At 41.6% G+C, this 24,481-nt stretch carries 16 protein-coding genes; 7 read left to right on the forward strand and 9 right to left on the reverse strand.

All coding sequences use genetic code 11. The features are described 5' to 3' along the window. Positions 1 to 192: 192 nt before the first annotated feature. From BGP15_RS13215 to bglX, 4 genes are all read left to right on the forward strand, one after another. Complete coding sequence (locus tag BGP15_RS13215) at positions 193 to 3,294, forward strand: SusC/RagA family TonB-linked outer membrane protein (protein ID WP_286769776.1); 3,102 nt, start codon at positions 193 to 195, stop codon at positions 3,292 to 3,294. Positions 3,295 to 3,314: 20 nt separating this feature from the next. Then, positions 3,315 to 4,745, forward strand: a complete 1,431-nt coding sequence (locus tag BGP15_RS13220; protein ID WP_286769777.1) for a RagB/SusD family nutrient uptake outer membrane protein — start codon at positions 3,315 to 3,317, stop codon at positions 4,743 to 4,745. 76 nt (positions 4,746 to 4,821) lie between these two features. Continuing rightward, positions 4,822 to 6,207: a glucoamylase family protein gene (locus tag BGP15_RS13225; RefSeq protein ID WP_112374161.1), complete on the forward strand. Its 1,386-nt coding sequence runs from the start codon at positions 4,822 to 4,824 to the stop codon at positions 6,205 to 6,207. A gap of 165 nt (positions 6,208 to 6,372) precedes the next feature. Then, positions 6,373 to 8,649: a beta-glucosidase BglX gene (bglX, locus tag BGP15_RS13230; RefSeq protein WP_286769778.1), complete on the forward strand. Its 2,277-nt coding sequence runs from the start codon at positions 6,373 to 6,375 to the stop codon at positions 8,647 to 8,649. 100 nt (positions 8,650 to 8,749) lie between these two features. On the opposite strand, the gene BGP15_RS13235 is transcribed toward bglX, so the two are convergent. The 4 genes from BGP15_RS13235 to BGP15_RS13250 all read right to left on the reverse strand — a co-directional run bounded on the left by BGP15_RS13235 (position 8,750) and on the right by BGP15_RS13250 (position 16,322). Continuing rightward, positions 8,750 to 10,084 carry a sulfatase-like hydrolase/transferase gene (locus BGP15_RS13235; RefSeq protein ID WP_286769779.1) on the reverse strand — a complete coding sequence of 445 codons (1,335 nt, stop codon included), beginning with the start codon at positions 10,082 to 10,084 and terminating at the stop codon, positions 8,750 to 8,752. 73 nt (positions 10,085 to 10,157) lie between these two features. After that, complete coding sequence (locus tag BGP15_RS13240; RefSeq protein WP_286769780.1) at positions 10,158 to 11,768, reverse strand: RagB/SusD family nutrient uptake outer membrane protein; 1,611 nt, start codon at positions 11,766 to 11,768, stop codon at positions 10,158 to 10,160. Between the two features lie 32 nt (positions 11,769 to 11,800). After that, positions 11,801 to 14,896, reverse strand: a complete 3,096-nt coding sequence (locus BGP15_RS13245) for a SusC/RagA family TonB-linked outer membrane protein (RefSeq protein ID WP_286769781.1) — start codon at positions 14,894 to 14,896, stop codon at positions 11,801 to 11,803. 439 nt (positions 14,897 to 15,335) lie between these two features. Beyond that, complete coding sequence (locus BGP15_RS13250) at positions 15,336 to 16,322, reverse strand: hypothetical protein (RefSeq protein WP_286769782.1); 987 nt, start codon at positions 16,320 to 16,322, stop codon at positions 15,336 to 15,338. A gap of 226 nt (positions 16,323 to 16,548) precedes the next feature. On the opposite strand from BGP15_RS13250, the gene BGP15_RS13255 reads away from it, so the two are divergent. Next, entirely contained in the window at positions 16,549 to 17,886 is a 1,338-nt protein-coding gene (locus BGP15_RS13255; protein WP_286769783.1) for a cytochrome ubiquinol oxidase subunit I, read from the forward strand. Positions 17,887 to 17,892: 6 nt separating this feature from the next. Further along, positions 17,893 to 18,969, forward strand: coding sequence for a cytochrome d ubiquinol oxidase subunit II (gene cydB / locus BGP15_RS13260; protein WP_115047975.1), 1,077 nt, complete (start codon positions 17,893 to 17,895; stop codon positions 18,967 to 18,969). A gap of 9 nt (positions 18,970 to 18,978) precedes the next feature. On the opposite strand, the gene BGP15_RS13265 is transcribed toward cydB, so the two are convergent. The 5 genes from BGP15_RS13265 to BGP15_RS13285 all read right to left on the reverse strand — a co-directional run bounded on the left by BGP15_RS13265 (position 18,979) and on the right by BGP15_RS13285 (position 23,618). Then, entirely contained in the window at positions 18,979 to 19,605 is a 627-nt protein-coding gene (locus BGP15_RS13265) for a response regulator transcription factor (protein ID WP_286769784.1), read from the reverse strand. A 12-nt stretch (positions 19,606 to 19,617) separates the two neighbouring features. Further along, entirely contained in the window at positions 19,618 to 21,573 is a 1,956-nt protein-coding gene (locus tag BGP15_RS13270; protein WP_286769785.1) for a sensor histidine kinase, read from the reverse strand. A gap of 365 nt (positions 21,574 to 21,938) precedes the next feature. After that, on the reverse strand, positions 21,939 to 22,493 hold the full coding sequence (locus BGP15_RS13275) for an NADPH-dependent FMN reductase (RefSeq protein WP_286769786.1): 555 nt from the start codon (positions 22,491 to 22,493) through the stop codon (positions 21,939 to 21,941). Then, a complete protein-coding gene (locus BGP15_RS13280) occupies positions 22,493 to 22,990 on the reverse strand; it encodes a DUF2480 family protein (RefSeq protein ID WP_112374155.1) in 498 nt (165 codons plus the stop codon). The genes BGP15_RS13275 and BGP15_RS13280 overlap by 1 nt, the downstream gene beginning before the upstream one ends. A 1-nt stretch (position 22,991) precedes the next feature. Continuing rightward, positions 22,992 to 23,618, reverse strand: coding sequence for a superoxide dismutase (locus tag BGP15_RS13285; protein ID WP_070569497.1), 627 nt, complete (start codon positions 23,616 to 23,618; stop codon positions 22,992 to 22,994). Between the two features lie 189 nt (positions 23,619 to 23,807). On the opposite strand from BGP15_RS13285, the gene BGP15_RS13290 reads away from it, so the two are divergent. After that, entirely contained in the window at positions 23,808 to 24,434 is a 627-nt protein-coding gene (locus tag BGP15_RS13290; RefSeq protein ID WP_286769787.1) for a helix-turn-helix transcriptional regulator, read from the forward strand. Positions 24,435 to 24,481: the final 47 nt, after the last annotated feature.

Here is a 24,481-nt window from a genome sequence, read left to right on the forward strand (position 1 = left end):
TTCAGTAAAAACAACAACACAAAATACTGATTATCAAAAATATAAAACACAATAAAAGGTAGCCTGAGCAAGCCGAAATTTCATGTAGTAGTGATGTGAATATGTTAAATTTTGGCAAAGTTGTACTACATCAACATATTTGCTTCAGGGAAATAACCAACGTATTTTAAACAAACACCAAAAATTAACGATATGAGGAATCTATCCGCATTATTTTTGACATCCATGGTCGTATCGGTTGCCTATGGACAAACTTCGGTACAAGGAGTGGTCAAAGATGGCACAAGCATGATATCCATGCCTGGCGTCACCATTAGTATCAAAGGGAAAGCAGTATCTACAAAAACCGACGCAACGGGGAAATTTCAAATCAATGCCTCTCCTACCGACTCACTGGTCTTTAACTTTCTGGGTTATCGCACACAAACGGTATACATTGGTAATCAAACGCAACTCAATGTATTCTTAGAAAATCAAAATCAAGCATTGGAAGAGGTTGTTGTTATCGGTTATGGTACACAAAAGAAAGCAGATCTGACCGGATCGATCAGCTCCTTGAAATCATCCGATATCACGAAGCAACCTGCCATGTCGGCCATGCAATCCATCCAAGGTAAAGCTGCAGGTATCAATATTATTGCAAATGAAGCTCCGGGGTCATCACCCAATGTCATTATCAGGGGCTTAGGAACTGCATTATCAGGACGGAATCCACTCTATATTGTCGACGGAATTGCACAAACAGATATTAATAATATCAACCCATCCGATATTGAATCTATGGATGTTTTAAAAGATGCATCCTCCGCATCTATTTACGGTCTTCGGGCGGCTAATGGCGTTATTATCGTGACGACGAAGAAAGGTAAAGCCGGAACAACAAACATCAATTATGAAAGCTTTGCGGGTATAAAAAACGTATTGAACCGCGTGAAAATGGCCAACGCTGATCAGTTTAGAATATTTGCAAATGAATACCTCACCTCGACCAATGGGTCTTACCGTTTAGCTGAGAATCAAAAATATAATACAGATTGGTATGACGAATTATTACGTACAGGTTCTGTATTTAATAATGCTGTTAATATTTCTGGTGGAACTGAGAAAGTTGATTACTTCGTATCAGCAAACAATTATACCGAAAATGGTATTCTTGAAGGCTCCAAATTTGTAAGAAATACCATACGCAATAACAACGTATATAAATTTTTAAACAACCGCCTAAAGTTCAGCCAAAATTTAAATCTTACATTAACAAATGCAACACCTAAGCCTTATAGTGCTTTCACCACGGCTTACCGTCAGTCGCCACTTGCGCCCGTTATGTTTGATAATGGCCGTTACGGTTTAGGTCGTGTAAATACAACAACAGGTGTCGCTGGCATTGAGGCCGCACCAGGCCAAGCCATCGGAAATCTAAATTCTATTGGAAATCCAGTGTATGAGGTTTTACGCCAAAATGAAAGAACAAATACGCTACGCTTACAAGGAAGTTTTGAGGGAGAATTTAAGATTACAGATTATCTGAAAATCAATTCGCGTATTGGCGGGAATAAATTTTATTCGAAACAACGGATTTTTAATAATGTAAAAGATCAATGGTTAAATGCTAATACTTTATTGAATGAATCTGATTTCATCAAATTAAAGGAAAACAATCCAAAAGCGCTTGATTATGTAGACAACAGCTTGAAATATGAAAATCTAGAACAATTCCGCTGGTCTATCGAGAATTTCTTAACATTTAACAAGAATTTTGACAAGCATCATATTGAGGCGGTTGTGGGGATGTCGCGAGAGAAATACGACATAAACAGCATGAGTAGCCAAACGGGTTATAATGTACCTGAACAAGAGCAATACTGGAATATCAATCTTGCAAAAGGAACAACCAATTATGGTATTGTTGCGCTGCAAACCTCTTATACCCCAAGAGCATTAGCTTCGTATTTTGGACGTTTGCAGTACAATTACGATAGCAAATATTATTTAACGGCAACATTGCGTAGAGATGGATCAAGTGTTTTCCGTAATACAGGAAAATACTGGGGTACATTCCCATCGGTGGGATTAGGTTGGACGGTAACCAACGAAAGCTTTATGAAAGATGCCAGCTGGATTAATTTATTGAAAGTGCGCGGAAACTGGGGTAAATTAGGTAACCAAGATATCCCGCTAAATGTTTCCACAATTTTAACAAGTCCAGAAAGTTCAAATTACAACTACGTTTTTGGTCCTGAACAGAATATGGTTTATGGAAGCGCATATGGCACTCCAGCCGTAAATCTAACCTGGGAAGTAACCAGAGAAACGGGCGCTGGCGTAGACTTTGCGTTTCTAAACAATCAGCTTTCAGGATCCATTGACTACTATCATAAGCTGAATACCAATACTATTCTTGATGTCACACCGACTTACACCTCTCCATCCGAAAAAAACTTCTATGCGCATGGTGCTAAAGTATTAAACCAAGGTGTGGAAGTGGCCTTAAATTGGAACAAAAGTATAAGTCCGGAGTTCAGTTATACATTCGGTGTTAATTATTCATACAATAAAAATAAAGTAACGGAAGTGGTCCCGGCTTATGACCGTGCTACTGGAGGCAGTTTAAATAATGGGGAGATTACCAAACAGCTTCGCGTTGGACAACCGATCTATGGCTGGTGGATGTTTGAGGCAAATGGTGTCTTTCAAGATGCGGAAGATGTAAAAAATTACCCATCGTTTGGTGCTGCAAAACCTGGCTATCTGAAGTACAAGGATCAAAATGAAGATGGTGTCATCGATTCCCGCGACAAGGTTTTCTTTGGATCATTTTTACCGACTTCAACATATGGTATCAATGTTGGTGTTAATTATAAAGCTATTGATTTTAATGTTTCCGGATATGGTGTCGCAGGCAATAAGGTTTACAATGGTTTAAATAGCGTTCGTTCCAATGCAGGTGAGAACATCGCGTTATCAACTTTTGAAAATCGCTGGACTGGCGCAGGTTCAACCAATGAACATCCCGGTGCAGAAAGAGCATATTGGGCTTCGAGTTATTTCCTCGAATCGGGCGCTTATTTCCGTATCAATAATATCACTGTAGGATACACTTTCAATAACTTATATAGCTCGAGATCTAAATTAAGATTATATGTTACTGCTCAGAATCCATTTATATTTACGAATTATAGTGGTTTCTCTCCTGAACTTGCCGGCGACGGTAGTCCAAATTTAACTTCTGGTATTGAGCTTTCAGCTTATCCAACGACACGTAATTTCTTATTTGGACTTAACATGCAATTTTAATCACCTTAGTTTTGAAGACAATGAAAATTAACAAACTTTATATAGCAATTCTTCTTAGTGGGGGCATTGCATTGCAAGGCTGTAAAGACAACAACTTCTTAGATGTACCTTCTAAAGAATATGTTGAAGCCGAAGACAGTGAAGAAATCTACACACCCGAGCAATTTGTCAATGGTGTATATGGAATGTTTACTGATTGGGATTATTCTTTCTCTTACATCGGTATCACGGACATGCTTTCCGATAATGCGGATAAAGGTAGTTCAGCGACAGATGCCGGTGGTGACAAGTTAAGTTTAGACGAGTTGACTTACACTTCAACAACGGGTTCCTTTCTTTCCATGTGGACACGTTGGTATAAATCCATAGGGCGGGCTACACAAGCTATTGCATACACAGAAAAATTTGGACTGACAGACGAAGCTTATAAAAACAGATTGATTGCCGAAGCTCGTTTTCTGCGTGCATTGAACTATTTCTATCTTGTCCGCGGATGGGGCGATGTTCCTATCCAAGAACGTGATTTAATAAAAAGAGAACCCGCAGCTGAAGTTTACGCCTATATTGAAGCGGATTTACAATTTGCTATCAACAATCTTCCACTCAAATCTGCTTATGCTGCAAAAGATTTAGGTAGAGCGACCAAAGGTGCCGCACAAGGGTTATTGTCGAAAGTCTATTTGTATCAAAGCAAATGGCAACAAGCTGCCGACATGGCGAAAACTGTCATCACATCTGGAGGATATAGTCTCGAACCGGATTACGCAACAATTTGGCGTTTGGCAGGGGAAAATGGTCCCGAATCATTATTTGAATTTCAAGCAAGGGGCACCTCTATCGCACATGGTATCCAACAATATAGTCAAGTACAGGCACCTCGTGGAGGAGCGGTCAACTTAGGCTGGGGTTTTAATATCCCAAGTCAAAATCTATTGGATGCATTCAATGCCGAAAAAGATAATATCCGCCGGGATGCTACAATTATTTTCAGAGGTGAAACCCTCTATGATGGCCGTCTGATTGACAATGGTGTAGAAAACCCAATGTATAATGAAAAAGCGTATTCCTCAGCAAATGGAGGTGCCGCTGACGGTGATAAAAACGTACGTTACCTCCGTCTGGGTGAAATTTATCTTATCCTGGCCGAAGCCGCAAATGAGGTTGGCAATAGCAGTGAAGCGCTGAATGCATTGAATACCGTGCGCACACGTGTAAAATTAGCCAACGTAACAACAACCGACCAAGCGCAGCTCCGTCAATTGATCTGGAAAGAAAGACGTCTTGAATTGGCATTTGAACACGACCGTTGGTTTGATTTGGTGCGTACAAAACAGGCAAAAACAGCCATGGCTGCCAATGGAAAAACTTTCCAGGATAAAATGTTGCTTTTTCCAATTCCGGAGAATCAACGTATCCAAACACCAGAAATGCCTCAAAATACCGGTTGGTAATCATTTACACAAAATAACGTAGTTCAAACGACCATAGGTCGTTTGAACATTTTTTCAAGAATTAAACAACATATCCATGAGAAAACGAATAGCATATCCAGCACTTAGCGGTATAGCTTTGGCGCTTATTCTCAGCAGTTCGTGCCAAAACACTGCTAATAGCAGTCCAGACAGTCCCTCAAAAATTGATTCAACCAGCGGAAGCAAGATCAATGAAGATTCGCTATTGACCACTATTCAGCAACATACATTTCAATATTTTTGGGAGGGTGCCGAACCTACTTCTGGTCTCGCTAGAGAACGCATCCATATGGATGGTGTATACACCCAAAATGATCGTAATGTCGTGACCATAGGTGGTAGTGGCTTCGGACTCATGGGTATGATTGTCGCGATGGAACGTGGTTTTATCAGCCAGGAACAAGGCATTCAAAAGTTGAATCACATCATGGATTATCTAGGCAAAATCGAACGGTTTAAAGGAGCTTGGGCACACTGGTACGATGGAGAACTGGGTACAGCGAAACCGTTCAGTGAAAAAGATAACGGTGGCGACATTGTCGAAACGGCTTTCTTAGCGCAGGGATTAATTGCTATCCGGGAGTATCTAAAAGATAAAGGTGATTCCGCCAAACTGATCGCTCAAAAAGCAGACAAGCTATGGAAAGAAATCAATTGGAATCACTATACAAACGGACAAAATGTTATTTATTGGCATTGGAGCCCTAAATTTAACTTCCAGCAAAATCATCCCGTCAGAGGATATGACGAGTGTCTTATTACCTATATTTTGGCAGCCTCTTCCCCTACTTATCCGATTGCACCCCAGGTGTATCATGAGGGATGGGCAAGATCTGGTGCAATTAAAAGCTCCGCTAAAAAATATGATATTCCACTCGTGCTGAAGCACAATGCCAAAGAAGGTGAAGTGGGCCCGCTCTTCTGGGAACATTACTCCTATCTAGGATTGAGCCCCAAAGGATTAAAAGACCAATATGCAGACTATTGGGAAGCGACAAGCAATCATGTTAAGATCAATTTGGCATACGCCGATCTGAACCCAAAAGGGTACAAAGGCTATGGTTCAACGAAAGGTTGGGGCTGGACGGCCAGCTATTCCATCAACGGTTACGATGCACATCATCCAGACAACGATCCTGGTGTGATCTCCCCTACAGCGGCTTTATCGTCTATGCCCTACGCCCCACATGAAAGCATACAGTTTGCACAATACTTAAACAATCAGCTCGGCAATAAAATCTGGGGTAAATATGGCTACTATGATGCCTACAGTGAAACGGCAAATTGGTATCCACAACGTTATTTAGCCATCGATCAGGGGCCTATTATTGTCATGATCGAAAACTACAGAACCGGAAAAATCTGGGACCTATTTATGCAGGCTCCAGAAATTCAACAAGGACTAAAGAAACTCGGTTTTACCAGTCCTTATTTAAAGTAGTGGCCTATGGAATCATTTTCAATCCGTCACACGTTGAAAATGGTTCCTTCCACGAAAATAACAGGACATCTGATCAAGAAAACTCAGGGATCATCTTGAGCACTTGACATAAACTTACCCTATTGCGCGGAAAGCAAAATCCACGCGCACAAAAAAAATAATACGATGAAAAAAGTAGTAGGTACTTTCCTTCTTGCATTGCTCGCCTGGCATACAAGTCCAGCGCAATCCAATCCGAAAATGGACACATTCATTGCTCAGCTTATGGCTAAGATGACTGTCGAAGAAAAGATTGGACAACTTAATTTGGTAACCGGTGGCGAAGCGACAACTGGAACCACTGTATCCACCGATGTGGATACCAAAATTAGAAACGGCCAAATCGGTGGTATTTTCAGCATGAGCACACCAGCGAAAATTCGCAAAACGCAAGAAATAGCCGTCAAGCAATCCCGCTTAAAAATACCCATCATTTTTGGGATGGATGTCATTCACGGTTATCGTACGGTATTCCCAATTCCCTTAGGTCTTGCTGCTACCTGGGATATGAACTTGATTCAACAATCGGCACGTATTGCCGCCGAAGAAGCTACCGCTGATGGAATTAATTGGGCATTTTCGCCCATGGTCGATATCTCGCGCGATCCACGCTGGGGCCGTATTTCCGAAGGTGCGGGTGAAGATACCTATCTAAGCTCGCGGGTTGCAGAAGCCATCGTCCATGGCTTCCAAGGGGATAACCTGGCAGCACATAACACCATGATGGCCTGTGTCAAACATTTCGCCTTATATGGTGCCGCCGAAGGTGGTCGTGATTACAACAGCACGGATATGAGCCTTCACCGCATGTACAACGAATATCTACCTCCTTATAAAGCAGCGATAGATGCGGGAGCAGGAAGTATCATGACTTCTTTTAACGATATCAATGGTGTCCCTGCCTCGGCAAATAAATGGTTAATGACGGATGTCTTACGTAAGCAATGGGGTTTTAAAGGATTAGTCGTAACTGATTACACTGCTGTAAACGAATTAACAGCACATGGCCTCGGTGACCTCCAACAGGTCTCGGCCTTAAGCCTGAATGCTGGCGTTGATATGGATATGGTCGGTGAAGGGTTTCTGACGACATTAAAAAAATCTTTAGATGCGGGCAAGGTCAAAATAGCAGACATCGATAGGGCCTGCCGGTTTGTTTTGGAAGCCAAGTATAAATTAGGCTTATTTGACGATCCCTACCGCTATTGTGACGAAAAACGGGCAAAAACTGTAATCGGATCGGCTGCCAATCATGCCAAATCCCGGGAAATTGCAGCAAAGTCTTTTGTCTTGCTGAAAAATGAAAACCAAGCACTTCCATTAAAAAAAACAGGTACAATTGCTGTCATTGGTCCATTAGCCAATTCAGGTCCAAATATGCCCGGAACGTGGAGTGTCAGTGCTGAATTGGACAAAACAGCCTCTTTAGTGGAGGGAATGAAAGCCGTGTTGGGTAATCAAGTCAATATCCTCACACACCTGGGCAGCAATCTGTTGGAAGATCCAATTTACCAAAAGCATGCAACCATGTTTGGCCGTACCATAACACGCGATTCCCGAAAAGAAGAGGAGATCATCGCAGACGCTGTAAAAGTTGCTCAACAATCCGATGTGGTCGTGGCTGCCCTTGGTGAATCATCAGAAATGTCGGGTGAAAGCTCCAGTCGCTCCGAATTGGACATCCCGAAAAATCAACAGAACCTATTAAAAGCATTACTGGCAACAGGAAAACCAGTTGTATTGGTGTTATTTACGGGTAGACCACTTACGCTTACTTGGGAAGATGCTCACGTACCAGCCATATTAAATGTGTGGTTTGGCGGAACGGAAACAGGAAAAGCAGTAGCCGATGTCTTATTTGGGGACGTCGTTCCTTCAGGTAAGATTACCGCCACCTTCCCACGCAATGTTGGTCAGATTCCGATCTATTATGCGCATAAAAACACCGGTAGACCCTACGGAAACTCAGGCGATTTTGAAAAATTCAAATCAAATTATCTCGATGTAAGCAATTCCCCACTCTACCCTTTTGGTTATGGATTAAGTTATACGACGTTTACCTATGGTGAAATTCGTCTTGACCGCAACACAATTGACGATAAAGGTACGCTACAAGCAAGTATCGACATCCGCAATACAGGAAACTATGATGCGGAAGAAACCGTGCAGCTCTATATCCAGGATGTTGTTGGTTCTGTCACGCGTCCTGTAAAAGAATTAAAAGGCTTTCAAAAAATATTCCTCAAAAAAGGAGAGCAAAAAACGGTAAACTTTAACATCAAAGTAAATGATCTCAAATTTTTTGACAACAATCTGAATTACGTTGCCGAACCAGGAACTTTCAAAGTCTACATTGGTCCCAACAGCCGTGATGTCAAAGAAAAAGAGTTTGAATTGCTTTAAATCTATTGCATCTCTATAAAAAAACAAGGCGACACTTCGAAAATAAGTGCCGCCTTGTCTATGTTTAACGATGTCTATGTTTAGTCATTGCTATTTCTAGCTACTTCATATTCCCATCAAAGCTTTCAAACAATAAACGCAATTCCGCCGCTTTTTCTGGATATTCCGTTAAAATATTGGTTCTTTCACTCGGATCCCAGGCAATGTTATGTAGTTCTTCAATAGCATCATAGGGTTTACCCGAAATCTGATTCACTCCGCCTGCTATCCGACGATACTTCCAGTCACCTGACCGAACCGCCTCAACATGTCCATAATTCACCAAAAATATTGGTCTGTGTGCTGTTTTTAAATCTTCCGATTTGCCATTCAACAAAGAATCGATCGCTTGGCCATCGATGGATTTCTTCGGCAATGATGCACCGGTCCATTTGGCGATCGTCGGCAACACATCCAAGTTACTAATTGCCTGTCGAAGAACTTTCCCTTCTTGGGCATAACCTTTTCCATAAATAATGAACGGTACACGGACGCCACCTTCTGTTGTTTCGGCTTTCGACCCTTTGAAGACACCTGCAGTACCCACATGCCAGTTCTTTGTAGCGTGATCATCAGACATTCGCGATGGATAAGCTATCCAGGGACCATTATCACTTGAAAAAATTAAAATGGTGTTATCGGCCAGGCCTTTTCGCTCAACCGTTTTCCAGAGCTCCGAAAAATTATGATCCAGCTCCTGCATCACCGCACCCAGAGGGCCTACATTTTGCTGATCTGCAAATCGGTTCTTTTTGTTGGCAAATGCCAAAGGAAGATGCGGAAAATTATGCGCATAGTATAAAAAGAATGGATGATCTTTATCTTGATCTTCGATAAACTTCACTGTTTCTTTGTGATAAAGTGCGCTCAGATCCGAATCGTCGGGTGCCACGACTTCAGGTTTCCGATTCCGGAAGATCTTAATGACAGAGTCGGTCTTTACATAAGGATCGCGGTAATCGTGGCTATACAGCATGCCATAAAAAGAATCGAAGCCTTGCTGATTAGGATGATGGTAAGTTTGTTTATCTCCTAAATGCCATTTTCCGACCAATGCTGTCCGATAGCCTACCTTTTTTAATAATTCGGCAATCGTTTCCTCCTCATCAGGCAAGCCTAAATCTGAGCCTGGACCGATTGGTGCTGGAAGATTATAACGTGAAGCATATCTCCCGGTTAATAAAGAAGCTCTTGAAGGTGTACACGAGGGCGTAGAAACCATAAAGTTTGTTGCTCTCACGCCTTTACTGGCGATCGAATCCAAAAAGGGGGTTGAAATATTCGGACTTCCATAACAGCCAATGTCGCTATATCCGAGATCATCGGTCAAAATTAAGATAATATTAGGCTTTTTTTTCTGGGCATTGGCAAAAGCCACCAGTAAAAATAAAGCCATAGCGGTCATAAATTTAGTGTATCGCATCATAGTTGTATGAGTTAATTGGATTCGTGCCACAAGATAACAATTTTTACCAATTTGGATTCTGTTTTAAATTCGGATTGAGGTTAATTTCCCGTTGTGGAATGGGCCAGAGATAATGCTTTTTCGCATCAAAAACACGGCTTTCAGAGGCTGCTTCAACGACAACTGCCTCTCCGTTATTATTTTGATAGGTGATGCCATACACTTTACCAGGAACAACCTTTTCAGCAGTTTTCCATCGTCTTATATCCGCGAGATGCAACCCCTCAAATGCCAGTTCCACCGTACGCTCGCGACGAACCAACTGGCGAAGTTGCTCCTGATTTGCTTGATTACTTGTTATTGGAAGTTTTACATCCGTTCGTGAATTTCTAATTTGGTTGATGGCATCGTAAACACTGCCATCAATTTCGCCGAGCTCAATTTTTGCTTCCGCATAGGTCAATAATATCTCAGCATAACGTAATAGTATAATATTCAAGCCACTTTTAGAAGGGTTTGCCAAATCCTTTTTATCGATATACTTCTTTATATTGAAACCTGTTGTAGAAGCAATATAGGTGCTCCCCACAGCATCGGCAGTCCCACTATTTGGTGCTGGATGAAAAATTGCTCCATTTGGAAGTGGATCGCCATCCAAAAAAATTGAAAAAGCAAGCCTCGGGTCACGATTTTTATAGGGATTTTTGGGATCATAACCACTATTGGCATCCGTAATCACATCCCCTTTGGATGTGGTATAACTATCGACCAAGGCTTTGGTAGGAACATAGGTACTCTGGCCATTTTGCTGGCTATAGGGGGCCAAGAGGTTAAAGACACTTTGGGTGTATATATTCTCCAGAAATTGCTTATCCAACAACACCTCTTTGTTATTTTCAGCCACATACGTAAACAGATTTGCGTAGGAAGGATAGAGCTCGAATCGTTTGCCATCGATAATCGTTTTTGCGGCCTTTGCTGCTGCAGCAAAACGTCCTGCATATAAATCTGACCGAGCTTTCAGGCCCAATGCTGCCCAACGGGTTATACGCCCGATATCGTTGCTCGTATAGCTATCAGGTAAATTCGCAGCAGCCAGTTCCAATTCGGTATCGATAAAATCATAGATTTCAGATAGCGTCGCTTGTTGTACTTCTCTTCCTTCCTGTAATGTCAATGGTACCTTTACTAGGGGAACCGCACCGAATAAATAGGCCAATTTGATATATTGATAGGCTCTTAACACGCGCGCTTCGCCAATATATCGAGCAATCAGTGTTTCATCTTTGTTGCCCTCGATTTTACCAACATTCGCTAAAAAGTAATTAGCCGCACCGATTCCTTTATAGGCACCGCTCCAGGTGTTATATAAGCGGGAACTTGAAGCATCATAGGTACCAAGTTCAACATAGGCATCCACAGCGAAAGGCTGATTGACATGGGCTATATCCGTCAATGCATCTGAATAGAAGATTTCTGCTCCATCGAGGTCGTTGTAGAGGGCATTTACGGCAAGCTCCGCATCGGCTTGGCTCTTCCAAAATATATTTTCCGACAGGCGGTCGGTAGGTACAGCATCTAACAGATTCTTATCACAGCTAATCAGCATAAGCGAAAACAGTCCGAAACTGAAAATCAGGTTTCTTTTTTGATATAGATAGTTGTAAAATTTCATTCGTTTTCAATTATATATTATTAACAATCACACTACAGCGTCAAATTGACGCCCAGTGTATAAAGGCCGGTTTGCGGATAATATACCGCTCGTCCAGATTCCGCTTCAGGATCCAGGTTCCATTCATTCAATTTTGAAATTGTCCATAAATTCGTCGCGGATAGGTATACCCGAAGTTTGTTGATTGCTGTCTTTCCGATAGCATGTAGTGGCACTGTATATCCAACCTGTATGTTTTTCAACCGCAGGTAAGAACCGTTAACCACTAAACGGTCCGAGGTTGCGACATTACGCAAATCATATTTGACCACGCGCGGAAAGCGTGCATCCGTATGTGTTGGTGTCCAATAATTGTTTGTAAATATTTCGTGTGTAAAGCCTTCCTGATTTCCCATCTCAGCCAATGCTCCTGACAATCGGGTATCGACTTTTGCTGCACCTTGAAAGAGCAGATCAAGATCAAAATTCTTAAAGGTGAAACTCCCATTTATTCCGAAGGTATATTTGGGGAAAGAGTTGCCAATAGCGGCCATATCATTTGCATTGATCACCCCGTCGCCGTTCAAATCCACATATTTCACATCTCCGGGCTTCGTATTTGTAGCATACGTAGCGCCATAAGCTTGAATTTCCTCCGCAGACTGAAAGAGACCATCGGTCTTATATCCCCAAAGTGTGTTGATCGGAAGTCCTTTAGCAATAATATACCTTGGGTCAATATCCGATCCGGCAATGTAGGGTCCAGTACCTTTTAGATCGGTTACTTCATTATGGTTGATACTTAAATTTCCATTCAGCTGGTAAGCAAAAGCCCCAGGCGCACTTGGTCTTTTCTGATAATTTGCGCTGAATTCCCAACCGCGATTCAGTACTGTTCCCGCATTTTGGGGTGAAGGCTTTAATCCCAAAACGGCAGGAATATCCAGATTTAGTAGAATATCGTCAGTTACCTTTTTATAGTAATCCAGGGTAAAAGTCAAGCGATTGTTTAGGAAAGCGGCATCCAAGCCCAAATCATACTGCATCGTAGACTCCCAGCCCAATTGCTGATTGGCATAACTGTCCAGTCGATACCCCTGTACAGATTTACCCCCAAAATCATATCCTGCCGCAATGAGGGCAGAATAATAACTATACAAATCTACCGATTGGTTTCCTGTCTTGCCCCAGGAAGCACGCAATTTGAATTCGTTCAACGAATTTCGAATAGGTTCCCAAAAGTTTTCCTTGGATAAGAGCCATCCTGCTGATGCCGAAGGGAAAAAACCATACTGCTTGTCGCCCGTAAAACGGGATGAACCATCATAACGCCCATTCACTTCGAGCAGATACTTGCCATCCCAATCGTAATTTACCCGACCAAAAAACGAGCGCAAGCCATACTGCACATCATATCCATTATTGTTTTTGGTCGCATCATCAGCTCCTTGTCCGATAGAGGTGATATCATTATTGTAGAATCTTTCGCGATAAGCCGTTAAGTAATTTTGATAATTGTGAATCTGTGAATAGCCAACAAGTGTCTTAATATGATTTGGCCCAGCCGCCAATTGATAGGTCAACAGATTGTTCCATGTATACTCGCTGCTATTATCACGAATTTCGTTTAATGAATTGATCGGAAAACTTTTTACAATACCTGTATTTCGGTCCTTATTGTCAAAAGCGTTCAAAAAGGTTTTGGTATTATTTAGGTTCACTCTTACACCAAATTGGGACGTAAATAACAAATTTCTCCACAATTGAATGTCGGTTTTAACGATGGAGCTTAAGTAGTTTTCATTAACCTTTTTAAAACCACTTTTCTCAATCAACATTAAAGGATTATTGCCTTGCGTACTTAATCCGTAAGTACCATCATCATATTTAGGCACCACCCACATCGAGCCATGGAGAAAGTTATTGATTGGATCACGTCCAGGCTCAGCAGCTTTGCTATATCGGTAGTTTATACTTCCTGTAAAATTAAGCCAAGAGCTTGCTTTATAATCGTTGTTTAGCCTAATATCCGCCAGTTCAGCGCCATAATGATCAATAATACCATCCTGTTTATTATAACGAACCGCCAATCTAGAACGTAGAATGTCATTTCCACCAGCGAATGACAAGGCATGGTCTTGTTGAGGAGCTGTTTTCAACAGTGTATCAAACCATGTATTCGGTAAAGGATATTTTTCGCGATCGGTCGCAGTCCGATAAGCCGTTATTGATTCGTCAGTAAATCGCGCCGGCACCGCCAGCCCCGCGTTACGGTAGGCGTCCTGTTGCAATTGGAGGTAGGATACGGCGTCCATCTGCTTTGGGGTGTTGATTGATTTTTGTAAGGCGTAGTAGCCATTATAATCAATCACAACATGTCCAGATTTTGCACTTTTGGTAGTTACAATAATTACACCGTTGGTCGCACGTGATCCATATATCGCCGTGGAAGCCGCATCCTTCAGGACTGAAATTGAAGCGATATCATTGGGGTTTAACTTTGACCAGGGTTGTTCAATGCCGTCCACAATGACCAAAGCATTATTCTTGCTGAGATCATATCCACTGGTGCTGCTCGAATTGGTATTAAATGTCGTCAATCCTCTAATTCGAATATTGGCAGCCGATTGCCCTGGTTTTCCACCAAGGTCTTGAACAGTTACCCCCGGTAGTAAGCCCTGTAAAGCCTGCTGCGTATTTGAAACTGGCCTTTTCGTCAGTTTATCACCTTCAATACTGGAAATAGAATTGGTCAACGAGATTTTCTTTTGTGTTCCATAACCAACAACGACCACTTCATCGAGATCCTGGGTAACTGGCTCCAATTCAATTTTCGTGGGAGATTCGGAAACTAACAAGGTTTTTTTCTTATAACCAATGCGCGAGAGCGTAATGGAAAATGGTAATTTTTGTCCCGTTACAATTTGAAAAAAACCTTTTTGATCTGTTGTAACAACATGCGTTACAGCTTCGAGTTGAATGGTTACGCCTTCAATAGGCTGCTTACGTTGACTATCATATACATAGCCTGATAAGGAAGCATTGACAATCGGTTTAACATCTGTTTGCGCATATACCTGATGCCCAACGCCAGATAACAATAAACATAGCGACAAGGTAGAATACCGGAGTACCCTAAGATTTTTCATAGATAAAGTATTAATGGTGAATACGAACAAGTGCCAACGCCAATCGAAAACTTGTTTTTATTTTGAAGACATGAGGGGAAGCGAGCGCCTCCCCTGCTGTCAGTTTGAGAAAAGATAAGGGAAATTATCCTATATGACACATTCGCATCTTTCTTACATCAGGGGATTTAGCCTTCAGAGACTTTGCAGTAATACTTACGAAAAATGTGCTTTTACTAATATTGATATGTTCCATAATAATGTGTTAATACGCCACGCTGAAAAGTAATGCATATTTTCAACAGCGATCTGTTATCTTTTCACAAATATAGGAGTAAATTTAATATAATCTACTAATTCTATAGATTTTCTTAAAATAAATATACGAGACCTGCAGAGGGACTATATAAGCAGACTGGTAGCCCTAAAAGGTTACCGATTAAGGATAAGCAATGAACGCTTATTTTAAAGTTTTTAGATAGGTTTTAATCAGCAGGATGCCTTCATCATGCAGTACGGTGGTTCCCTTTTGAGGCATATGCATCTCTCCCAATGTAGACATCCGTCCAATAATCTTCGCTTGTTTCAACCAAATTCCAGTTTCATGCATGGGGCTTTCATAACGAAGATCCAGCATGGTCATGTAGGCTGTCCCTTTCGGATTGTGACAATGGGCACAGTTGATTTCCAAATAAGCTCGCGCACGACTTGCAGTTGATTGCGCAAGGTCATCATAACTCGGTAAATTCGTGAAGCTTTTGAAGGACTTCAGATCGAGAGCCCCCTGTTTGGTCAACTGCACCAGTTGCTGAATGCTGTCACCATCGTGACCGATTATCCGGTTCAGATTTCTGATCTTTGGACCTATCGGAAACAGCTGATTTCCTTGTCGATGGCATGCCATACAATCGTTTCGTGAAGGAATAATATAATTTGTTTGTCGCTCGTCACCTTTGCTGTCCAAAAACGAAACATGCACGGAAGCACTGTCCATCAACAACAAAGCTTCATCTTGGGCTGCATTCCATTGATAGGTTGCTGCATTCCACTGTCCGTCTTTATAAATCAACAGCCGTGTTTCAAGCAATTGCTGTCGTACATCTCCGGCCGCATCTTTTTGCGGATAAAAAAATGTTTTGGCAATTAGGGTACCGTCGGGGAAGCTGGGCAAACCATCATCTGAGGCGATCATTTTTTTTCCCCTGGGAAGAAAGATGACGCGCTTTTTATCGGTATAGTCCGTAAATAAGGTGGAGGCTAATTCATAGGAAATTCCCTGGTCGTTTGGAACAAGATCAGCAATTTTGCCTTTGAATAAATTGTAATCAGATAATTTATCTCGAAACACAATATTATCTTTAGCTATTGTACCCCGCCCCGTATTATTCAATACAATAAAAAATATAGGTATCAATAGAATACCCATCAAAATCAGCACTTTCTTCATTTCCCTAATGCTCTTTTCTACCGTTCAAGTCCGTTTTAAATTCGGGCGAAGATAAGATAAAAAAGAGATTATGCTGATTGATATCTGCTATTGAGGTTCAGATTTTACAATGCGTACAGAAAACAATAAAAGGCCCGTTATTTTATCAAAAAATAAAACGGTTTCATGGATATATACGCAAATAAAAGGTTATATTTAGCTGTCTTTTAACCAAAACTTCGGCTACATGGAAGATATGATTCTCTATAATCGACTTCAGTTCGCATTTACGATTACATTCCATTATTTATTCCCTCAATTGACCATGGGTTTATCCCTCATGATCGTCTATTTCAAATGGAAATTTCTACGGACACAAAACGAAGATTACAACCATGCATCCAAATTTTGGATGAAAATCTTTGCGCTTAACTTCACCATGGGCGTTGTAACAGGTATCCCCATGGAGTTTCAATTTGGTACCAACTGGGCTAAATTTTCTGAACTTACGGGTGGTATTATCGGACAGACCTTAGCCATGGAAGGTATGTTTTCCTTTTTCCTGGAGTCATCATTTCTGGGGATGTTTCTTTTTGGAGAGAAGTTGCTGGGGCATAAGCTCCATTTTTTATCCGGACTCATGGTCTTTATTGGATCTTGGGCCAGTGGTTTCCTAATTATCGCCACACATTCCTGGATGCAGCACCCTGTTGGGTATGAGATTCTTGAAAATGGCAAATTTGTACTGAACAATTTTAGTGCATTATTTAATAATCCATGGTTATGGCCATCTTATTTACATAATCAAGCCGCTTCGTTGGTGACCAGTTCCTTTTTTGTGGCCTCTATTGGAGCTTTCTATCTCCTAAGTGACCGGCATAGTAAGTTTGGAAAGATATTCGTTAAAAGTGGCGTCATCCTCGGCGCCATTTCATCGGTTATGTTGGCATTTCCTACGGGAGACCTTGCCGCCAAAAACGTAGTCAAATATCAGCCCGCAGCCTTTGCTGGCATGGAGGGCATTTTCAAAACGGAGCAAGGCGGATCCGAGATTATCCTGGTCGGCCAACCCGACATGGAAAACAAAAAGCTGGACAATAAAATAGCGGTGCCGAATGTCTTGAGCTTCCTCACCTACCAGCGCTGGGATGCAGAAATCAAAGGATTAAATGAATTTGACCAGTCCTTACATCCAACCAACGTACCCGGACTGTATTACAGCTATCACATCATGGTAGGGCTGGGTACCATATTCATCGGCATTATGGTTCTTGGAGCGCTACTGCTTTGGCGGAACAAATTGTATCAAACCAAATGGTTATTGTGGATCATCATGTTTATGATTCCATTTCCATACATCGCGAATACTGCAGGTTGGTATACAGCTGAATTGGGGCGGCAACCTTGGCTTGTTTATAATCTCATGCGAATGGTAGACGGTGTATCCCCTACCGTATCTTCCGGAAATACATTATTTACCTTTCTCGGCTTTGTCGGTTTATACATTCTTTTGGGCTTGTTATTTCTGATGTTAGTCTTGAAGATCATTAGAAAAGGTCCTGAAACGACAGTTGCATTAACCTAATTAGCTATGGAAATATTCTGGTTTATCGTATTAACTTTTATGCTGGGAATTTATATCGTACTCGATGGGTACGATTTTGGAGCGGGAATTGTCCATCTATTCTTTGCTAAAACCGAACAGGAGAAAAAAGCTGTTACCAACTCAATTGGGCCGTTTTGGGATGCCAATGAAGTCTGGCTCATCGCTTCTGGTGGTGTCCTATTTTTTGCTTTCCCCACACTCTACGCCTCCTCCTTCAGTGGTTTCTACCTTCCCCTAATGCTTGTACTTTGGTTACTTATTTTTAGAGCAATAAGTCTTGAACTCAGAGGTCAGGTTCATCATCGTCTTTGGGAAGCTTTATGGGATAAGGCTTTCGGCCTAGCAAGCCTGTTGCTGGCACTTTTCTTTGGCGCCGCGCTGGGCAATGTCGTTCGCGGAGTAAACCTGGGTATGGTAGAGAATGGTGTATCTACCCAAGAGCCGCACTATTTCTTCTTGGCACTTTGGAACCCGACATTTGACCCATTAGCCCAACATCAAGGCATCATAGACTGGTTCACTATCATATTAGGTTTAGTTGCCGTCGTTACATTAACCATCCACGGCGCAGGCTGGGTCATTCTGAAAACATCCAGTACATTGAACACGAGACTAAAGAACATTGTTTTTAAGCTCAACTTTGTCTTGCTTATTCTCGTCATACTATCGGCCTATGTATGGCATTATGTGAAACCCATCTCCCTTAACAATCTTCAAAATCATTATTGGCTATGGATATTCCCTGTGATAGCTGCCGTTGGATTACTTGGACAATTTTGGATCAAAACCTTTAAAAAAGATGGTATTGGCTTCCTATTTTCATCGCTGTTCATCCTAGGAAGCTTTGCGACGACCGTTGCTTCCATGTTCCCGATAGTATTGCCTTCAACGAATGACGTAAACCCCTCCTTGACGATTCAAAATGCGGCGGCGCATGAATATGGTCTTTCCGTAGGTTTAGGCTGGTTTATGTTTGCCGCAATTCTGGTGATTGCCTATTTTATCATCCAATTTAGGGTCTTCAAAGGTAAGCTAGATGACGTGGGTTACGGCGAACATTAAGAGCGGTCTCTATTCGAGTCCCAACAACTTATGTTTCATTGCCAGCTGTACGAGCTCAATCATATTTTTAACTTTGAATTTAGTCAGGAGATTGCGCCGATGCGTTTCAACCGTAACTGGACTTAAAAACAACTGTTCAGCAATTTGGTTCGTCGTAAGTCCCTTGGAGATCAACGTCAAAATCTCTTTTTCACGCTGTGTAAGCCGAGGTAGACCGCTGATCGTCGAAATTGCACCACGATAAAGTTCTTTTGCCCGATCACAAACGGCCTCTTTCCCATCGAGCCCGAGCTCTACGCAGCGCAGGAATTCTTCGTTGGTAACATCCTTTAAGATATAGCCCTTTCCACCAGCCTGCATAAACTGAAAAATGAGGTTTCCATCGGCTAAATTGCTCAATGCAACAATGGGAATCATCGGAAACAGTTTCCTCACCTGTGTACAGACATCCACCCCATTTGTCTTTAACAGCTGCATATCCATCAGGATGAGATCGGCCCCCGTGACCTTTAAAAATTCAATTAACGCAATCTCTTCCAAAAAGGGGTATACGAGATACCCATCCTGATTATTGAGAAAAGAAGCGACACCTTCCAACAATAAGGGATGATCGTCTAACACTGCAATTATCTTCATGACTCCGCTTATTTAAACCGTTACACCAATTTCGATCTGCGTTCCAGATCCAAGCTTACTCTGAATATCAATTGATCCATTGATCCATTTCACCCTGTTGACCATATTATTTAAACCCAATCCATAATTTAACACAGCAGAATCAAAGCCTTTGCCATTATCCTCAACGAGGATATGGAGTACTTCGTCCGATTTACTTACCTGAACGATAATTGAATCTGCATTTGCATACTTTAGTGCATTTGAAATAGCTTCTTGAACAATTCGATACAGGGCCAACCCCTTTTGAAAGTCCACATTCAATTCAGGCTCGTAGTTCTCAAACTGGATCGAAACGTTACTATTTTTCATCGCCATACACATTTGCTCCAATGCTGCTATCAATCCAAACTGACGCAGCGATTCGGGCATCAGGTTATGGGATATCCGTCTTACTTCACCTAAAATATCGTTCAACTTCTGCGGCACTTCATCTGTCAAGAGCGTACTCTTTGCCACATCGCCAGCAATCTTAAATTTTAAACCTGTCAACATGCCACCTATGCTATCGTGCAGATCTTGGGCAATACGCTGACGCTCCTGCTCCTCTCCTTTTAGCATCGATTCCGAAATTTGCAACTGCTTTTCCTTTTCCATTTTGTCCAATGCGATTTCGTGATTGAACTGTATCTGTGTATTAAGCTTCCGTTGTTTTCGATAGGAAAAAGTAACAAATAGCACAATAAAGAAAAGCAAAACGGCAATACCCAAAACGAGGAAAATCCGAAATTGGTTGCGTTCCTTTTCTGCGCGCAGATTCAGAATCTCTTTTTCTTTTTCTACGGTTTTATATTTTGCTTCCATCTCATTCATTTTCTCCAACAATTGGACCTTCTGAATACTGTCGGATAGCTGATTTGCCTTATTGGACATTTTCAGCGCATCCTGATAATTACCCATCAGCTCATTTACAGCCGCCAGTTGACTGTACACAATTTTACTGTTGTAAAGATCTCGCGTTAATAATCCATTTTTTACGATTTCCTCCAACTGCAGTTTAGCATCAGCATACTTTTTCTGCAGGAGATACACATTAAACTTTCTGAACCGCATCATCTGGAATAATTTCCAATTGTTCATTTTCACCGACCAATCCAACCCGATATCCAGCAGGCGAAGGGCTTCATCAGTCTGTTGCTTTGTGGTAAAATAAAGCGCCTCATTGTAATAGTAATTGGGTAATTGCGAAGAATTTGGATAATCTTTCAAGAGCTGTTTGACTTTATCCAGTAGCACTCTTGCTTCTTTAGATTTCACCTGATAGCAATAATTGCTGACTGTATTGAGATAAGCCACCACAAGTGCTGTACTCGGCGGTTGCTGCTCGAGCTGTTTTATAGCCAATTGATGATATTCATCAGCTTTTGCAAGCTGATTGGACGACATAAAGGTCATGCCGATCATCGTATTTATACTACCTTCCATGATGGGGTCATGTGCTTTGGCATAAGGCAGGCACTTCCCGTTTAGGATATCCAGAAAATCAGCAAATCCTTTTTTAGGAAATCGAATCAAGCCCAGATTATACCAAGCTTTGGCCAAAAGGCCCTGCTGAAAAGGTTTTTGCGCATTTCCAAGGAGGTCTACACATCGTTGGGCTTCAACTCCGGCATTTTTACTATCCAGAAATTGTCCATAATAAAAGCTTTTGTAGAGTGCCCCCATCGCCTGTAAACTCCGGAATGGTTTGGCGAAACGCTCCCCCTCCCGCATATGATCCCAAAATTTGGTCGTATCCCTAAATCGATAGTAATCTGCCAAATAAAAATACTGCATTGCCTTCACACTGTCATCCGAACTCGACAGCAATAACCTTTCCGCATCAGATCGATATCTATTTTCATCCAATGGCAGAAAACTCTGTGCAGTTACAAGATGCACAGTAAAGTATACTATAAAAAAGGCAATTATCTTCGTTAACTCTTTCAACTGAAACATTATTAATTCAATTTCTTAATCATTTAAACAATTAAACTAAATGGGGCCTTTTCAGCCAATGGTTTCATAATATGCAACAAGAAAGTCTGATGGTGGTTCAAGACTTCTCCCTACGTCTAAATTTGCGGTCGATCCGGCTTCGTCAAAGTCGACAGTAGAAAACGTGGGTCGGAAAACCGCATAGTCAATTAGCGGATCCAAAAAACAAAGATATATCTCCGCGATGAATTGCTAAAGATATTCTTCTACTTTTTTGAAATTAATTTTCCATACAGGATTTGGCCAGTCTATTTAAATATAGGCTAAAACATCTTCCGTTGATAAAAAAGCCTCTCGAGCGATCGAGAGGCTTTTTATCAATGATATTCGCTGCTCTTTTTGGTAGCAATATCGATCAGCAAGTCAAGCTTACATTGGTAAGCTGAAGATACCACATGTGGATTATCCGGCTCAAAAAGCATAGATTTCATCATAGGCACACTAAAAGGCAATGTCCAGGCGCGGAGCGACTTCGCGATAGCATCCATTGCATTAATACCCTGTAGAGCGTGTACACCATCGGCCCAACACACCAGTCCGATATGTTTATCCGTCAGATAAGCCGGTTTATTTTTAGCACTGACTTCAAGCCAATCCAAACAATTTTTCATCACACCGGGAATACTTCCATGATAAAGCGGAGACAACCAAAAATGTACATCTGCTTCTAGAAACTGAGTATTCATAATCTTGACGGCATTGGGCACCCGATTGAGACTCAAATCAAATAAGGGTATTCCGCTATCAGCCAGGTTAAAAATCGTATTTTCAATACCTCGTTGGTTTAGTTGGTCGGAAACATAGTGTGACAGTTTTCCCGATGTCGATTCTTGCCTTCTTTCCAAGGCACCATTGAATATTAATGCTTTCATTATACTTTCCCTTTTTTAAAAATAACTTTTGGCATACCAACCTCACCATACATCAAGGTCTGCACAATAGGAATCAAACGTTCCGTCGCCAACATATAAAGTGACGCCGGGATATTCGGACGGGCCCGTATGACAACCTTTTGCTGCTGAAAATGCGATAGATCCATTGCTTGCAAAGCCTGTATCCACAAATCTATTTCCAAAGCCTCTACCGTCTTAAAATCGTAATACGCTGCAACAGGATGAAGTTTTTCCGCCAGGGTCATATAGACCCAAGGCGGGATAATTGCGTCGACAGAACAGTTGATAGCAACCGCCTGATTTCGGAAAGCAGACCAGTCCACCGCGGTCAACGCTTCTCGGAATTCCTTTTCTTTCACGATTGCTTCCCGATACAACAATGTTTTGATGTCAAAACTTTGGATGGCGAGATTGGACTTAAAATCAATCAGATCTAAAGCCAATATACCCGTGTTTTCAACTTTATTTATAAACATATCAAACCAAGCCTGCAATCACGGCATCGTATTTTTGTTCAACAACAGACCAATCCAAAAGCGACCAAAATGCATCTAAATAATCGGCCCTTTTATTCTGATATTTCAAATAATAGGCATGCTCCCAAACATCGACACCCAAAATAGGAAAACCCCTGCCGATCGATTGTGTATCCATCAGCGGATTATCCTGATTGGCTGTTGCGACGACAGCTAAGGCACCGGAATGCTTAACATAAAGCCAGGACCAACCCGAACCGAACTGCCCAAGCCCCGCATTTTTGATATTGGCTTTGAGCTCTTCTAAAGAACCAAAGGCTGCATTTATCTCATCTGCTAACTTCCCTGTAGGTACCGTTTTTGGATTGGGCGATAAGATTTCCCAAAATAACGTATGGTTAAAGTGACCGCCGCCATTATTGCGGACTGCTGGGCTATATGTACTTATGTTTGTGAGTATATCCAATAGCGTGTCAGCTTCGCTTTCCGATCCTTCCAATGCCTTATTTAGATTGTCGACATAAGCTTGATGATGCTTTTGATGATGAATCGTCATGGTCTCGCGATCAAAATAGGGTTCAAGCGCCGCATAGGCATATGATAACTGGGGTAATTGAAATTTGTGCATAGTTTTATTGTTTTTTATGATAAGTCAAAACTAGAGAATCAATTTTAATAAAACAACTAAACGGTTGTTTTATTAAAGTCATAAAACTAAATTCGAAAAGACTAAACCTGTATCTGAAACACTTTTTAGAACAAAAAATAAAAATGCTATCTTTGTTGGTAGTACATAAAACAACTTTTTTATTGTCAAATGCAGAAAAGTCCAGCTGATCGAATATTGATGTTATTAAAAATGCGCCGAGAAGCCACAGCAGCTGTGATTGCAACAGCGTTGGCGATAACAAAAGAAGGCGCCCGTAAACATTTATTGAACCTCGCGAATCAAAACCTGATCGTATCCAATGCCCGTAGCGAAGGTATAGGCCGCCCCTCGACTTATTACAGTCTGTCGCCACAGGGTATGGCAAGATTCCCAGATAGTCATGCCGACATTACAGTACAATTGTTGCAGTCGATCAAACAGGTGCTTGGCGAGAATGCGCTGGATCTACTGATTAGTGACCGGGAGTCTAAGGTATATCAGAAATATACTGAAGCGCTATCAGGTATTGAATCCATCGAAAAAAAACTTGAAATTATAGCCGCAAAAAGAACAGAGGAAGGCTATATGGCTGAATGGAGGAAAGAAGCCGACGATTATCTTCTCATTGAAAATCACTGCCCCATATGTGCCGCAGCGACCGAATGTCAGGGATTTTGCCGGTCAGAACTGAATAATTTCCAGCAACTCATCGGTCCGGCCTATCGCATCTGTAGAACAGAATACATCATCGAAAACGCGCCTCGCTGTACCTATCGCATTTCAAAGGCGAAATAAAACCAATTTCTAAGACATTCCTGCACAAATTACTAATATACCAAAAA

Source organism: Sphingobacterium sp. 40-24 (assembly GCF_001899705.1).
In the GTDB taxonomy this organism is placed as follows: Bacteria; Bacteroidota; Bacteroidia; order Sphingobacteriales; family Sphingobacteriaceae; genus Sphingobacterium; species Sphingobacterium multivorum.